Here is a 14,580-nt window from a genome sequence, read left to right as displayed (position 1 = left end):
GGTGTGTGTGCCGGGCTTCGCGCATCTGCACACCGTCTCCGGGTTCTCCCTGAGGTACGGCGCCTCCCACCCGGAGCGGCTGGCCGAGCGCGCCGGGGAGCGGGGGATGGGCGCCCTCGCCCTCACCGACCGTGACACCCTCGCCGGCGCGGTCCGGTTCGCCAAGGCCTGCGCCGGGACGGGGGTCCGCCCGCTGTTCGGCGTGAACCTGGCGGTGGCCGAGCCGGCGGCCCCCCGCCCTGAGCGCCGCCGCACCCCGGTGCGCGGCGGCGCCTTCGTGGACGAGTCGGCCCCCCGGGTGACCTTCCTCGCCCGGGACGGGGCTCGCGGCTGGGCCGACCTGTGCCGGCTCGTCACGGCGGCTCACAGGGCTGGGCCGGGCGGGGGTGCGGCTGCCGGGTCGGGCGGGGGCACGGCCGTCGGTCCTGGCGGGGGTGTGCCCGTGCTGCCCTGGGACGCCAACCACGGCGACGGCCTGACCGTGCTGCTCGGCCCCGGCTCCGAGGTGGGGCGCGCGCTGGCCGCGGGCCGGCCCGACCGCGCCGCGCGGCTGCTCGCCCCCTGGCGCGAGGTCTACGGCGGCGCGCTGCGCCTCGAGGCCGTCTGCCACGGCCGTGAGGGCACCGGCCCCGGCTCCCTGCGGCTGGCCGCCCGCACCGTCGGCTTCGCCGCCGAGCAGGGGGTCCGGCCGGTCCTCAGCAACGCCGTCCGGTACGCCGACCCCGGCCAGGGGCCGGTCGCCGACGTCCTGGACGCGGCCCGCCGGCTGGTGCCGATCGACCCCCGCAAGGAGCTGGACCCGGGCACGGCCTGGCTGAAGGACGCGCAGGCCATGCTGCGGGTCGCCGAGCGGGTGGTGGAGGCGGCCGGCTACCGGCGCGACACCGCCCGCCGGCTGCTGGAGCAGACCGCGGTCACGGCCGCGGAGTGCCTGGTCGACCCCGAGGACGACCTCGGCATCGGCACCGTCCACTTCCCCGAGCCGCACCTCGTCGGCGCCGGCCGCCGTACCGCCCAGCGGGCGCTCGCCTCCCGGGCGGCGGCGGGCATGGTGCGGCTGGGCTACGCCGGCCGCCGCGCGTACTGGGAGCGGATGCACCACGAGCTGGACATCATCGCCCACCACGGCTTCGCCTCCTACTTCCTCACGGTCGCCCAGGTGGTCGACGACGTACGGGAGATGGGGATCCGGGTGGCCGCCCGCGGCTCCGGCGCCGGCTCCCTCGTCAACCACCTCGTCGGCATCGCGCACGCCGACCCGGTCGAGCACGGGCTGCTGATGGAACGCTTCCTGTCCAAGGAGCGGGTGGTCCTGCCCGACATCGACATCGACGTGGAGTCCGCGCGCCGGCTGGAGGTCTACCGGGCGATCATCGGCCGGTTCGGCACCGAGCGGGTCGCCACCGTCTCCATGCCCGAGACCTACCGGGTCCGGCACGCCGTCCGGGACGTGGGGGCCGCCCTGTCCATGGACCCGGCCGAGATCGACCGGGTGGCCAAGTCCTTCCCGCACATCCGGGCCAGGGACGCCCGTGCGGCGCTGGAGGAACTGCCCGAACTGAAGGCGCTGGCGGGAGAGAAGGAGAGGTACGGCAGGCTCTGGGAACTGGTCGAGGCCCTCGACGCCCTGCCGCGCGGGGTCGCCATGCACCCGTGCGGGGTGCTCCTGTCCGACGCCTCCCTGCTCGCCCGTACGCCCGTGGTGCCGACCAGCGGCGAGGGCCTGCCGATGGCGCAGTTCGACAAGGAGGACGTGGAGGACCTCGGCCTGCTCAAGCTGGACGTGCTGGGCGTGCGGATGCAGTCGGCGATGGCGCACGCGGCCGCCGAGGTGGAGCGGGCCACGGGGGAGCGGATCGACCTGGACGCGGTGGCGCCGGGCGACCCGGCGACGTACCGGATGATCCAGTCGGCCGAGACGCTGGGCTGCTTCCAGATCGAGTCGCCGGGCCAGCGCGACCTGGTGGGCCGCCTGCAGCCGAGCACCTTCCACGACCTGGTGGTCGACATCTCCCTCTTCCGGCCGGGACCGGTCGCCGCCGACATGGTCCGGCCGTTCATCGAGGCGCGGCACGGGCGGGCGCCCGTGCGCTACCCGCACCCGGACCTGGAGGAGGCGCTGAAGGGCACGTACGGGGTCGTCGTCTTCCACGAGCAGGTCATCGACATCGTCGCCGTCATGACCGGCTGCGGGCGCGGCGAGGCGGACCGGATCCGGCGCGGGCTGTCCGACCCGGAGTCGCAGGGACGGATCAAGGTGTGGTTCGCCCAGCACGCGGCGGCGCACGGGTACGACGCGGAGACGATCCGGCGGACCTGGGAGATCGTCGAGGCCTTCGGCTCGTACGGCTTCTGCAAGGCGCACGCGGTCGCGTTCGCCGTGCCGACCTACCAGTCGGCCTGGCTGAAGGCCCACCACCCGGCCGCCTTCTACGCCGGGCTGCTCACGCACGACCCCGGGATGTACCCGAAGCGGCTGCTGCTCGCGGACGCGCGGCGGCGCGGGGTGCCCATCCTGCCGCTGGACGTGAACGTGTCCGGAGTGCATCACCGGATCGAACTGGTGTCCGAATCAGGGGTGTGGGGGCTGCGGCTCGCCCTCAGTGACGTGCACGGCATCAGCGAGGCCGAGGCCGGGCGGATCGCGGACGGACAGCCGTACGCCTCCCTGCTGGACTTCTGGGAGCGGGCCCGCCCGAGCCGTCCGCTGGCCGGGCGGCTGGCCCAGGTGGGCGCGCTGGACGCGTTCGGCGCCAACCGCCGTGACCTGCAACTGCACCTGACCGAGCTGCACCGGGGCGCCCGGGGCGGCGGCGGGGGCCAGCTCCCGCTTGCCGGGGGCCGGCAGACCGCCCCGGCCGGCCTGCCCGACCTGACCTCGGCGGAGCGGCTCAGCGCCGAGCTGGGCGTGCTCTCCATGGACGCCTCACGCCATCTGATGGACGACCACCGGGAGTTCCTCAAGGAGCTGGGCGTGCTGTCGGCGCGGCGGCTGCGCGAGGCCCGGCACGGGGAGACGGTGCTGGTCGCGGGCGCCAAGGCGGCCACCCAGACCCCGCCGATCCGGTCCGGCAAGCGGGTCATCTTCTCCACCCTGGACGACGGCACGGGCCTGGTCGACCTCGCCTTCTTCGACGACTCGCACGACGCCTGCGCCCACACGGTCTTCCACTCCTGGCTGCTGCTGGTGCGCGGGGTGGTGCAGCGGCGCGGCCCGCGCAGCCTGAGCGTGGTGGGCTCCGCCGCCTGGAACCTCGCCGAACTGCTCGAGGTGCGCCGCGCGGAAGGGCTCGACGGGGTCGCGGCCCGGCTGGCCGGGGCGCCCGGCGGCGGGCAGGACTCCGCGCAGAAGGACGGCGAGGGTCCGTCCCGGGCCCGGGTCGCCGGTTCGGACGGACTGCCCCGGCCCGCCGGTTCGGCGGCCCGCGACCCGATGCAGGACCGGACCATCCGCATGCCCACGGGGTACGAGATGCACCCCTGGGCCGATCTGCGCCCCGCGGGCGAAGGGCCCGCGGTGGGAAGGAAGTTGTGGCACCAGAGTCCGGGGAGCGCGGGATGACCATTCTCTGTGTACGTTTCCAGCAGCCGCGGCCGCACGAGGAGGCCCTGCCCGGACTGCTCGCGCTGCTGGAGGAGTTCACACCGGTCGTGGAGGCGCTGCCCCCGGACGGGGCGCTGGCCGATCTCCGGGGCGCCGAGCGGTACTTCGGGCGCGACGCCGTCGAGCTGGCCTCGGTGATCCGGGTCCGCGCCCTCGCGCTGCACGGCGTCGACTGCGTGATCGGCGCCGGTCCCGGCCCGATGCTGGCCCGGATCGCCCTGCGTGACGCCCGTCCCGGGGTGACCCGTGTGGTGCCCGGGGGACCGGACGCCGTCGCGGAGTTCCTGGCCGGCCGGTCCGTGTCCGTGCTGCCCGGCGTCGGGGCGGCGACCGCCCGCACCCTGTGCGAGTACGGCCTGGACACCCTGGGGCTGGTAGCCGCCGCGCCGCTGTCCACGCTCCAGCGGCTGATCGGCGCGAGGGCGGGCCGTGAACTGCGGGAGAAGGCCGCCGGCGTCGACCGCGGCCGGGTCGTGCCGAACGCCGGTTCCCTGCCCCGGGCGTTCGGCCGAGCCCGGGCGGGTGCCTCCCTGCCGGCGGCCGAACGCCCCTTCGGGCTCGACGAGCTGGACCCCGACCGGCACCGCAGGGCGCTGCTGTCGGCGGCCGAGGAGATCGGCGCCCGGCTGCGCGCGGTGGCGAAGGTGTGCCGCACCCTGACGCTCACCGTGCGCTACGCCGACCGCTCCTCGACCACCCGCAGCCGCACCCTGAGGGAGCCGACCGCGCACTCGGCGGCCCTGACGAGGACGGCCTACGACCTGTACGGGGCGCTCGGCCTCCAGCGCGCCCGGGTCCGGGCGCTCGCTCTGCGCGCCGAGGGCCTGGTCCCCGCCGACCAGGCCTCCCACCAGCTCACCTTCGACCCGGTGGACGAGAAGGTCCGCCGCATCGAGGAGGTCGCCGACCGGGCCCGCGCGAAGTTCGGGCCGCGGGCGGTGATGCCGGGGACGCTGGCGGCGTGATCCGCCCGCGCCCGGCTCAGTTGGCCCACGGCGGTGTGATGCGCGTGCCGTCGGCCAGCAGCGCCTCCAGGCCGACCGAGGTGGTGACCCAGGAGATCGCGGTGTGGTCGGTCGGGTTCTCGACGGTCAGGGCCGCACCTGCGTTGACGATCACGGTGTCGCCGGCGGAGATCCGCTCGGTGTGCCCGTCGAGGCCGATCAGCAGTTCGCCGACGAGCAGGTGGAAGATCTCCTCCCGGCTCACGGTGTGAGCGGGCGCCTTGGTGCCGGGCGGGATCTCCCCGCGCCAGGCGCAGAGTTCCCTGCTGCCGGTGAGCGGGGTGGCGTAGGAGACGAAGCGGGCGCCGTGGATCTCGTGGGTCACGGCCTCGGACGAACGGATGACGGGCAAGGGGACTCCTCGGAGGTAGTAGTCAAGTTGCTTGACTATATGGTCAAGCTGCTTGACCGATTCGTCAAGAGTGTTTCAATGCGTACGTGCAGAACTCCGAAGCCATGGCCCTGTCCGCCGCCCTGCTCGCCGTCGCGGGCGACCTCACGCAACGCATCAACGACGGCGTCGTGGCGCGCGGCTTCACGGACGTCAGGCCCGCCCACGGCTTCGCCTTCGCGCGGCTCGCGCCGGACGGCGCCACCGTCACCGACCTCGCCGTCCACCTCGGGGTGACCAAGCAGGCGGCGAGCCAACTGGTCGACGAGATCGTGCGCAAGGGGTACGCCGAGCGGCGGCCGCACCCCGCCGACGCGCGGGCCCGTCTCGTCGTGCTCACCGGGCGGGGTTGGGAGTGCACCCGGGCGGCCGAGGCGGCGGCCGCCGAGGTCGTGGGGGGATGGGTCGAACTGCTGGGTGAGGGTGAAGTGCGCGTGTTGCGGGAGCGCCTGCTGCGGCTCGCGCCCTACGGTCCGGTCAGGCCTGCCTGGTGACGGTCCGTCAGTGGTCGAAGGGCATTCCGGTTATCACTGGAAGTTTTTACTGACGCGTAACTTCACACCTGGGCTACTCGCCCGTAACTTGACGAGTGAACAGCATCCTCGTGATCCGGATCACAGGGTTAGGCCGTCGCACCTCCCCTTGAGCCGCAAGGAGATCACCCGATGCTGCCCTGGAAGCGAGTGCTCAGACCCCTCACCGCGCTGCTCCTGACCGCCGCAGTCGCCGCTGTGCCCGCCGCCACCGCCCACGCCTCCACCGCCACCGCCACCGCCACAAGCAGCGGTTGGAACGACTACGCCTGCAAGCCCTCCGCCGCCCATCCCCGCCCGGTCGTCCTGGTGCACGGCACCCTGGGCAACTCCATCGACAACTGGCTGTCCCTGGCCCCGTATCTGAAGACCCGCGGATACTGCGTCTACTCCGTCGACTACGGCCAGCTGCCGGGCGTCCCGCTCTTCCACGGCCTCGGCCCCATCGACAAGTCGGCCCAGCAGCTCTCCGACTTCGTCGACCAGGTGCTCTCCGCCACCGGAGCCGCCAAGGCCGACCTGGTCGGCCACTCCCAGGGCGGCATGATGCCCCGCTACTACCTGAAGTTCCTCGGCGGTGCCGCCAAGGTGAACGCCCTCGTCGGCCTCGCCCCCGACAACCACGGCACCGACCTCGACGGCCTCACCCACCTGCTGCCGTACTTCCCCGGCGCCGGCGACCTGATCAAGGCCACCACCCCCGGCCTCGCCGACCAGATCACCGGCTCCGCGTTCCTGACCAAGCTCAACGAGGGCGGCGACACCGTCCCCGGAGTGCACTACACGGTCATCGCCACCAGGTACGACGAGGTGGCCACCCCCTGGCGCAGCCAGTACCTGAGCGGCGGGGACGTCCACAACGTCCTGCTCCAGGACCTGTGTCCGCTCGACCTGTCCGAGCACGTGGCGATCGGCCTCTTCGACCGGATCGCCTTCCACGAGGTGGCCAACGCGCTAGACCCGGCCCACGCGACCGCCACCACCTGCGCCTCGGCCTTCAGCTGAGCCGCCGCCGGGGCCTGTCCGGCCTGAGCCGCCGGACAGGCCCCGGAACGCTGCCGGGCGGGGTTCAGCGGCGACGGCCGCCGGGCGCCGCCCGCCGCCGCACCGAGAGGAACAGCGCGGCCGAGCCGAGCGCCAGCGCCGCCGCACCGCCGACGGCGACGTAGGAGGTCCCGGCCGAGGCCCCGGTCTCGGCCAGGTTCCGCGAAGTCCCTTGAGCATTCAGCCTGTTGACGGAGCCGGCCGCCGCAGCCGTGGTGGCCGGCTCCGAAGCGGGCTTCGCCGCGGGCCTCGTGCCGGACGGCCGAGCGGACCTCGTGGCGGTCGGCTCCGCGGACGTGCTCGCGTCGTCGTCCCCGTGCCCGTGGTGCTCGACCGTCGACCTGCCGGCGCCGTCCTCGATCTGCTCGTCGGAGGGCGCGGAGGCGCTCGGCGCCGGGGCCGTGCCGCCGCTGCCGCCGCCGAAGTCCACGTCGGAGCAGGAGTAGAAGGCCTCCGGACTGTCCGAGCGCTGCCAGACCGCGTACAGCAACTGCCGCCCCGTGCGTGCCGGAAGGGTGCCCGAGAAGGTGTAGAAGCCGCCCGAGGCGGCCGGGTCGGTGGCCGTCGCCACCGGGTGCGCCAGGTCCAGCCCGGACCAGGCCAGCGGCTTGGCGGGGGAGTAGCCCGGCTTGGTCAGATAGACCTTGAAGGTGCCCTTGTGCGGGGCCGTCACGCGGTACTTGAACGTGTACGACCCGCCGCGCACGCGCGTCGCCGGCCAGTCGGGGCGGGCCAGGTCGAGGCCCTTGAACTCCTCGTTGCCGGCGCTGCACAGCTTCCCGTCCGGTATCAGCTCCCGGTGCCGCCCGGCGGCGTCGCCGATCCGGATGCCGTTCCAGTCGTACAGCGCCTGCGTGCCGCCGGCCGCCACCGCCGCCTCGCAGGCCGACGACCGGGGGCTCTCCGGGCCCTCCGCGTAGCACTGCGACACCCGGCTGACCGGATCGCCCATCGTGCCGTGCGCGGACGCGGGCGCGGACGCCAGGGCGGTCAGCGCGAGCGGGGCGAGACCGGCGACGGCCGCGGCGGCGGCCCTGCGGTGCGCGGGCACGCGGAGTGCGGGCATGCGGAACTCCTCGGAAAGCGGTGCTCTGGGGGACGGATCCCGTGGGGTGATCAGAAGCTAGCCCCGGGAAGCCGTGAAATCGCCCGCTCACGGCGGACGGAGGAGATCCTTATGGTCGGCTTAAGGACGTGCTCAGGCTGCGCTCAGGTAGATAGCGTTCCCGGTATGACGAACGACCTCAGCGAGCGGGCCCGGCCGGCCGTCGCGGCCGACGTGCCGGCCGTGCGGGACGTGACCGACGCGGCCTACCGGCACTACATCGAGCGCATCGGCGTGGTGCCGCAGCCCATGGAGGCCGACCACGCGGCGGACGTGGCCGCCGGGAAGGTGTTCGTCACCGGAGAGCCCGTCGTCGGGCTCGTCGTGGTCGAGGCGTTCCCCGACCACCTCTTCCTGGACAGCATCGCCGTCCGCCCCGACGCCCATGGACGGGGCGTGGGGCGGCTTCTGCTGCGCTTCGTCGACGCGCACGCGCGTGCGCTGCGTCTCGGCGAGGTCCGGCTCTACACCAACGCGCTCATGTGGGAGAACCAGCGGATCTATCCGAGGTACGGCTACGAGGTCGTCGAACGCCGTGTCGAGGGACCCTACGACCGGATCCACTACCGCAAACGGCTCGCCTGACGGCCCCGCAGCTCAGCCGTCGGGCCACCAGGTGCGTGCGACGTCCCTGCGCACCTCCGGGCGCCCCGCCGGGCGCTCCTCCGTCTCTTCACGGAGCCGGCGGCTGTCCGTCCTCTTCAGGGGCTTCTGCACGGTCACACGGCGCATGGCTGCCTCCTTCACCTACCGAGTTCCGCGTGGTCACGGTGGTAGACGCTTTCCGGGAGAGTTGCTCATCGGCGCGGGTCTGTCAGTGGCGGCTGTCACGTCGGGACTGTCAGTGGCGGGTGTCACTGTGGGGCCATGACGAACCAACGTGAACGGACGGTCGCGGTGGGTGCCGACGTGGACTGGGACGCGGCCGCCGCCGCGTTCGACGACGAGCCGGACCACGGCCTGCGCGCACCCGAGGTCCGGGCCGCCTGGGCCGCCCGGTTGCGGTCGTGGCTGCCCGCGTACCCCTGCGACGTCCTCGACCTCGGTTGCGGCACCGGCAGCCTGTCGCTCCTCGCGGCCGCACAGGGACACCGGGTGACCGCCGTCGACAGCTCGCCGGCCATGGTCGCGCTGGCCCGCGCCAAGCTCGCCGGACAGGACGCGGAGGTCCTGCGCGGTGAGGCCGCCGCCCCGCCGGTGACGGAGGGACGGCACGACGTCGTCCTGGTCCGGCACGTGCTGTGGACGCTGCCCGAGCCCGCACGCGTCCTGCGCCACTGGCGGACGCTGCTGCGCCCCGGAGGCCGGTTCGTGCTGGTCGAGGGCGTGTGGGGGACGCTCAGCCCGGTCGGCATACCCGCCGCCCGGCTCACCGAGCTCCTGGAGCCGGTCGCCCGGCGGGTGCGCGTGGAGCGACTGTCCGACGACCCCCTGCTGTGGGGGAAGACGGTGGACGACGAGCGGTACGCGGTGGTGGCGACCGTGTAGCCGGACGGATGCCGGGCGGGGTGTGGCCGGCCGGAGGGACGAGCGGGCGGGGCGGCAGGGGCCGGGCGCCGGCGGCCTCAGGTCAGCAGGTCCTCGAAGCCGCCCTCGCGGGCCAGCGCCTCCAGCTCGTCCAGGGCCGCGACGGCGGCCGCCGCGGCCCGCGGGTCGGTCTCGGCGAGACCGCTCTCGGCGAACTCGTCCTCGTCCAGCCGCCGCACGTCCGCGCCGTCGGCGGAGCGCCACAGGTCCAGGTCGAGGTCCTCCACCACCAGCGTGCCGCCGGACAGGGCCGCCGGACGGGTGATGTCGCAGTACCAGCCCTTGACCGTGCCGTCCCCGGCCCGGACCTCCTTCACCGAGTACCAGCGGTCCCGCCAGTAGTGCTCGGTGAACACGTCGCCCGGCTCGAAGCGCACGAAGCCGAAGTCGCGCACGCCCCCGCCCGCCCACGGAGCGCGGACGAGGACGTGGACGCCGTCGTCGCGCAGCAGCTCCGCCGTGTAACTGATCTTCGTACGGCCGCCCTTGACCAGCACGACCTCCACCCGGGTCGCCGGTTCAGCCGAGTTCGCGGACATGGCGCACCTCCGTGGCGCAGATCTCGTACCCGAGCCACTTGTTGATCGCGATCATGGGGTCGTTCCCGGCGTCGTTGCCGGTGAAGGCCTCGGTGATGCCGGCGGCACGGGCCCGGTACAGGGAGTGCACCTTGGCCAGCTTGGCCAGGCCGCGGCCGCGGTAGGGCCGGGCGGTGCCGGTCATCGACGTGGAGTAGCGGGTGGCGCCGTCGGTGCAGGCCATGCTGAGCGCGACGGGACGGCCGTCGACGACCGCCAGCACGGTCAGTTCGTGGTCCAGGAGCGGATGCCGCCAGGTCTCCGCCAGCCAGGCCTCGTAGTCCGTCAGCTCCACGGGCACCATGCCGGGCTCGTCCGACACCGTCTCCGCCTCCAGCTCGAACACCGGACGCGGATCGTCGGCGAAGTCGGCGGCCGTGCGCAGCTCGACGCCCGGCGGGATTTCCGGGCGCGGCGGCAGTGCGCGGTGTGCGAGGTCGAGGCGGAGGAAGTGGGCGGGGCGGGCCCCCGTGTAGCCGTGCCGCTCGGCGAAGGCGCGGTTGGCGGGCTCGTCGAGGACCCAGGTGTACAGCTTCGTCGCGCCGACGGTGGCGAGGTGCTCCTCGCCCACCCGGGTCAGCAGCCGGCCTGCGCCCCGGCCGACCCGGTCCGGGCGCACGTAGACGTTGAGGAACCCCTGGCCCGGCTCCGCGGCGTCGTGCGCCAGGGACGCCCCGGCCGCGCCGATCACCTCGCCGTCCTCGATCGCGACGAGGGTGCGGAGGTGGGCGTCCGGATGGCTGTGGGTGCCGAGGTGACGGACCGACTCGGCGGTGAACAGGATGTACGGCAGGGCGAGTTGCCGGACCCGGGCGTAGCCCTCGGTGTCGGCCGGGGCGTCGGGGTCGAGATCACGCACGATCACGGTCATGAGGAGGCACCGTACGGGCAGACATGCCGGGGTGCCTCTCATTTTCTCCCGGGTGCGGGACAATCGGCCCTGTGAGCCTGAAGATCCGTATCGATGACAGCGCGCCCCCGTACGAGCAGGTGCGGGCGCAGATCTCCGAGCAGGCGCGGTCCGGCGTGCTGCCGGTGGGCTACCGGCTGCCGACCGTGCGGGGGCTGGCGGAGTCGCTGGGGCTCGCGGTGAACACGGTGGCCAAGGCGTACCGCGCCCTGGAGGGCGACGGCGTGATCGAGACCCGCGGGCGCAACGGGACGTTCGTGGCCGCCGCCGGCTCGGCCGCCGAGCGCGAGGCCTCGCTGGCCGCCCAGGCGTACGTGGAACGGGTGCGGCGGCTCGGTCTCGGTGAGCCGGAGGCGCTGGCCGCGGTACGGGACGCCCTGCGGGCAGCCTACGAAGCCCACTGAACGCCGCCCGGCAGCCGCCACCCGCCCTAGCCGTGGCGGGCCGGTTCCGGTGTGTGGGTCGGTGTGCGGGTCACCGTGCGGCCCGCCCGGCGGGCCGCCCTCGCGAAGGTCACCGCGTCGGCCACCGCCGCTCCGCCGGGATCGTTGTTGAAGTACGCGTACACGTCCGCCGTGTCCGGCCACGTCGTCGCCACGCGGTCCACCCACGTCTCCAGGGACCGTCTGCCGTAGCGCGGCCACGGCTGGGCGCGCCCCTGGTGGAAGCGCACGTACCCCCAGTCGGCGGTCCGCCACAGCGGGCTCACCGGCCGGGCCAGGACGTCCGCCCAGCACAGCGCCGCGCCCCGCGCCTCCAGGACCGCCCGCACCTGAGGTGTCCACCAGGAGTCGTGGCGCGGCTCGACCGCGACCCGGGTGCCCCGCGGGAAGCGGGCGAGGCAGTCGTCGAGCAGGGCCGCGTCCGCGCGCAGGTTCGGCGGGAGCTGGAGGAGCACCGGGCCGAGACGGTCGCCGAGGCCCGCCGCGTGGGTCATCAGGCGGTCCACCGGTTCCCCGGGCTCCTTCAGCCGCTTGATGTGGGTCAGATAGCGGCTGGCCTTGACCGCGACCACGAAGTCCGGCGGCACCCGGCCCCGCCAGGCCGCGAAGTTCTCCCGGGACGGCAGCCGGTAGAACGCGTTGTTGATCTCCACCGTCGCGAACAGCCGTGTGTACTCCTCGAGCCACAGCCGCGTCGGGACGCCCGCCGGGTAGACGACGTCCCGCCAGTCCTTGTACTGCCACCCCGAGGTGCCGACGAACAAGGTCATGACACCATCAAAGCACTACAGGTACAGCCCCGCGTCCGCTCCGTCCCGCGCCCCCGGCACCGACGTGGGCGTGGTGCCCCGGCGCAGCGCGAACAGCTCGGCGAGCGTCGCGCCGTCCCGGCCGACGGCGTCCCCGTGCCCCTCGGCCTCGGCGCCCAGCCAGGTCATCGCCTCCCGGCGGGTCAGCGGTCCCACCTCGATACGCGCCAGACAGCGGCCGGGCCTGACCACGGCCGGGTGCAGCCGCTCCAGGTCCTCGTTGGTGGTGACGCCCACCAGCACGTTGCGCCCCTGGCCGAGCAGGCCGTCGGTGAGGTTGAGCAGCCGGGACAGGGCCTGGCCCGCGGTGTGCTTGGCCTCGCCGCGGATCAACTCGTCGCAGTCCTCCAGCAGCAGCAGGCGCCAGCGGCCCTTGCCCGTGCTGTCGTCCTCGCCGATCGCGATGTCCATCAGGTAGCCGACGTCGGAGAAGAGCCGCTCCGGGTCCAGCACGCAGTCCACCTGGCACCAGTCTCGCCAGGAGCGGGCGAGCGTGCGCAGCGCCGAGGTCTTGCCGGTGCCCGGCGGGCCGTGCAGCAGGAGCAGGCGGCCCGCGATGTCCTCGGGGGTCGTCTTCATCAGGCGGTCCATCGCGTCCGCCACCGGCGCCGTGTAGTTGGGCCGGACCTCCTCCCAGGTGCCCGCCGAGATCTGCCGGGTGGTGCGGTGCGGTCCGCGCCGCGGGGAGACGTACCAGAAGCCCATGGTGACGTTCTCCGGCTGCGGTTCCGGCTCGTCGGCCGCGCCGTCCGTGGCCTGGTCGAGGACGGTCTTGGCCAGCTCGGCGGTGGTCGCGGTGACCGTGACGTCCGCGCCGCGGTTCCAGCGCGAGACCAGCAGGGTCCAGCCCTCGCCCTCGGCGAGGGTCGCGCTGCGGTCTTCGTCGCGGGCCACCCGCAGCACCCGGGCGCCGTCCGGGAGCAGGGTGGCACCGGAGCGCACCCGGTCGATGTTCGCCGCGTGCGAGTACGGCTGCTCGCCCGTCGCGAAGCGGCCGAGGAACAGCGCGTCGACGACGTCGGACGGCGAGTCGGAGTCGTCGACGTGGAGCCGGATCGGCAGAGCGTCGTGTGGGTTAGCAGACATGCCGCCATGATCCGCCACCGATGCCCCCCGCGCACGGCATTTCCGCCGCTTGTTCCGGGTGTTCCCAAGACCTGCCCCGTATGTGCCGTACGCCGTTACTGTTGTCCTTGATGGGACGTCATGGGTGGTATACGGGGGCTCGGCGGTGGCGGCTCACCGCTCTGCTCGGGGTCGGGGCGGCCGCGCTCGCCCTGGTGGTGACCCTGCTCAACACGCTGCCCGGGAGCGGCCCGAGCACCGCAGGCACCTCGCGCGACGGCGACAAGGTGCACGGCACCCCGGCCACCCCGCCCGGGCCCCCGCGGCCCGAGGTGGGCTGGGGCTTCACCCACACCCAGTACAGCGCCGACGACGGCAGCGGCACGGCCGTCGGCCGGGTCGAGCGACTGCTCGCCGGGGACGGCGGGCTGCCGCAGGACCAGGCGCTGATGGGCTGGGGCGCCGACAACCCCGAGCCGGTGAAAGGCCGTTACGACTTCGGGGCGATGGACCGCCGGATCGACTTCATCCGTCGCTCGGGCGGCACCCCGGTGGTCACGCTGTGCTGCTCGCCGGACTGGATGAAGGGCGGCAGGCCCGGCGTCGGCAACACCGACTGGAGCCGGTCCGCGCTGGAGACCGCGCCGACACCGGACCACTACCAGGACTTCGCCGACCTGGCCGCGACCGTCGCCAGGCGCTATCCCGACGTACGCCACTTCGTCGTCTGGAACGAGTTCAAGGGCTTCTGGAACAACGCCCGCGGCCGCTGGGACTACGAGGGCTACACGACGATGTACAACCTCGTCTACCGGGCGCTGAAGAAGGTCGACAAGGACATCATGGTCGGCGGCCCCTACCTGGTCATGGACAGTCTGGACCCGCGCGACGGGAACGCCTCGGACGCGCTGAAGGGCCCCTGGGGCGCCATGGACCGGCGGGTCCTCGACGCCTTCCGCTACTGGAACGCCCACCGGGCCGGAGCCGACTTCGTGGTCGTCGACGGCTCCAGCTACACCAACGACGACGAGCTGCTGCCGGACGAGTTCGCCGCCACCGCCAAGTTCACCGCGGTCGGCGACTGGGTACGGCGGCAGACCCACGGCCTTCCCCTGTGGTGGGCCGAGTACTACGTGGAGCCCGCCGACGGCAAGGGCGAGCGCACCGGCTGGTCCGAGGCCCACCGCCTCGCCGTGCACGCCGCCGGGCTGATCGCCATGGCCGAGGGCGGCGCGTCCTCCGGCTTCTACTGGAACCCGGAGGAGGCCAGGGGCACCGACTGCCCCGGCTGCCTGTGGACGCCCACGGCCGGCGCCGGCGGGGGACGCGAACTGCCCATGTACGCCCTGCTGTCACGGTTCGGCGAGGCGTTCGGACCGGGCACCCGCTACGAGACGGTGTCCGTCGCCCCGGACGACGTGCCCAATGTCCGCGTCCTCGCCGACCGCGAGCGGGTGCTGGTGGTCAACACCCTCGGCCGCACGATCAGCGCCCGGGTCGACGGAAAGCGGTTCGACCTGCACGCGTACGAGGTGAAGTGGCTCGACCGCTGAGCCCTTCCCCCCGC

Annotated in this window: 15 protein-coding genes; 8 read left to right on the top strand and 7 right to left on the bottom strand. The window is 73.8% G+C overall.

Annotated features, from left to right (window positions below; genetic code table 11):
* Positions 1 to 7: 7 nt before the first annotated feature.
* Together PV343_RS25820 and PV343_RS25815 are read left to right on the top strand one after the other, a co-directional pair.
* Positions 8 to 3,562 carry a DNA polymerase III subunit alpha gene (locus PV343_RS25820; RefSeq protein ID WP_319149349.1) on the top strand — a complete coding sequence of 1,185 codons (3,555 nt, stop codon included), beginning with the start codon at positions 8 to 10 and terminating at the stop codon, positions 3,560 to 3,562.
* The gene (locus PV343_RS25815) at positions 3,559 to 4,569 is read left to right on the top strand and encodes a DNA polymerase thumb domain-containing protein (protein WP_319149348.1); all 1,011 of its coding nucleotides are present in this window, start codon (positions 3,559 to 3,561) and stop codon (positions 4,567 to 4,569) included. The genes PV343_RS25820 and PV343_RS25815 overlap by 4 nt, the downstream gene beginning before the upstream one ends.
* A 16-nt stretch (positions 4,570 to 4,585) precedes the next feature.
* Here the strand turns inward: PV343_RS25815 and PV343_RS25810 are convergent, their stop codons facing one another.
* Complete coding sequence (locus PV343_RS25810) at positions 4,586 to 4,960, bottom strand: cupin domain-containing protein (RefSeq protein ID WP_319149347.1); 375 nt, start codon at positions 4,958 to 4,960, stop codon at positions 4,586 to 4,588.
* An 86-nt stretch (positions 4,961 to 5,046) separates the two neighbouring features.
* Here PV343_RS25810 and PV343_RS25805 point away from each other — a divergent pair, with 86 nt between their 5' ends.
* Together PV343_RS25805 and PV343_RS25800 are read left to right on the top strand one after the other, a co-directional pair.
* A complete protein-coding gene (locus PV343_RS25805) occupies positions 5,047 to 5,493 on the top strand; it encodes a MarR family winged helix-turn-helix transcriptional regulator (RefSeq protein WP_319149346.1) in 447 nt (148 codons plus the stop codon).
* A gap of 171 nt (positions 5,494 to 5,664) precedes the next feature.
* Positions 5,665 to 6,537, top strand: coding sequence for an esterase/lipase family protein (locus PV343_RS25800; protein ID WP_319149345.1), 873 nt, complete (start codon positions 5,665 to 5,667; stop codon positions 6,535 to 6,537).
* 64 nt (positions 6,538 to 6,601) lie between these two features.
* On the opposite strand, the gene PV343_RS25795 is transcribed toward PV343_RS25800, so the two are convergent.
* Positions 6,602 to 7,627, bottom strand: a complete 1,026-nt coding sequence (locus PV343_RS25795) for a lytic polysaccharide monooxygenase (protein WP_319149375.1) — start codon at positions 7,625 to 7,627, stop codon at positions 6,602 to 6,604.
* A 180-nt stretch (positions 7,628 to 7,807) separates the two neighbouring features.
* Between PV343_RS25795 and PV343_RS25790 the strand changes: the two genes are divergently transcribed.
* Entirely contained in the window at positions 7,808 to 8,266 is a 459-nt protein-coding gene (locus tag PV343_RS25790) for a GNAT family N-acetyltransferase (protein ID WP_319149344.1), read from the top strand.
* A 12-nt stretch (positions 8,267 to 8,278) separates the two neighbouring features.
* On the opposite strand, the gene PV343_RS25785 is transcribed toward PV343_RS25790, so the two are convergent.
* A complete protein-coding gene (locus PV343_RS25785; RefSeq protein WP_319149343.1) occupies positions 8,279 to 8,413 on the bottom strand; it encodes a hypothetical protein in 135 nt (44 codons plus the stop codon).
* 135 nt (positions 8,414 to 8,548) lie between these two features.
* On the opposite strand from PV343_RS25785, the gene PV343_RS25780 reads away from it, so the two are divergent.
* Complete coding sequence (locus tag PV343_RS25780) at positions 8,549 to 9,169, top strand: class I SAM-dependent methyltransferase (RefSeq protein WP_319149342.1); 621 nt, start codon at positions 8,549 to 8,551, stop codon at positions 9,167 to 9,169.
* Between the two features lie 77 nt (positions 9,170 to 9,246).
* Here the strand turns inward: PV343_RS25780 and PV343_RS25775 are convergent, their stop codons facing one another.
* A complete protein-coding gene (locus PV343_RS25775) occupies positions 9,247 to 9,747 on the bottom strand; it encodes a DUF402 domain-containing protein (RefSeq protein ID WP_319149341.1) in 501 nt (166 codons plus the stop codon).
* Positions 9,728 to 10,657, bottom strand: coding sequence for a GNAT family N-acetyltransferase (locus PV343_RS25770; RefSeq protein ID WP_319149340.1), 930 nt, complete (start codon positions 10,655 to 10,657; stop codon positions 9,728 to 9,730). The genes PV343_RS25775 and PV343_RS25770 overlap by 20 nt, the downstream gene beginning before the upstream one ends.
* A 71-nt stretch (positions 10,658 to 10,728) precedes the next feature.
* Here PV343_RS25770 and PV343_RS25765 point away from each other — a divergent pair, with 71 nt between their 5' ends.
* On the top strand, positions 10,729 to 11,100 hold the full coding sequence (locus PV343_RS25765) for a GntR family transcriptional regulator (protein WP_133922831.1): 372 nt from the start codon (positions 10,729 to 10,731) through the stop codon (positions 11,098 to 11,100).
* 26 nt (positions 11,101 to 11,126) lie between these two features.
* On the opposite strand, the gene PV343_RS25760 is transcribed toward PV343_RS25765, so the two are convergent.
* On the bottom strand, positions 11,127 to 11,909 hold the full coding sequence (locus tag PV343_RS25760; RefSeq protein ID WP_319149339.1) for a DUF72 domain-containing protein: 783 nt from the start codon (positions 11,907 to 11,909) through the stop codon (positions 11,127 to 11,129).
* A 15-nt stretch (positions 11,910 to 11,924) separates the two neighbouring features.
* Positions 11,925 to 13,034 (bottom strand): DUF5925 domain-containing protein, encoded by a 1,110-nt coding sequence (locus PV343_RS25755; protein ID WP_319149338.1) that lies wholly within the window; start codon positions 13,032 to 13,034, stop codon positions 11,925 to 11,927.
* A gap of 110 nt (positions 13,035 to 13,144) precedes the next feature.
* Here PV343_RS25755 and PV343_RS25750 point away from each other — a divergent pair, with 110 nt between their 5' ends.
* Positions 13,145 to 14,566, top strand: coding sequence for a xylan 1,4-beta-xylosidase (locus PV343_RS25750; protein ID WP_319149337.1), 1,422 nt, complete (start codon positions 13,145 to 13,147; stop codon positions 14,564 to 14,566).
* The last annotated feature ends 14 nt before the right edge of the window (positions 14,567 to 14,580 follow it).

The sequence above is a fragment of the Streptomyces sp. WI03-4A genome (assembly GCF_033792105.1).
GTDB lineage: Bacteria > Actinomycetota > Actinomycetes > Streptomycetales > Streptomycetaceae > Streptomyces > Streptomyces collinus_A.
This window is presented reverse-complemented; position numbering and strand designations above follow the sequence as displayed.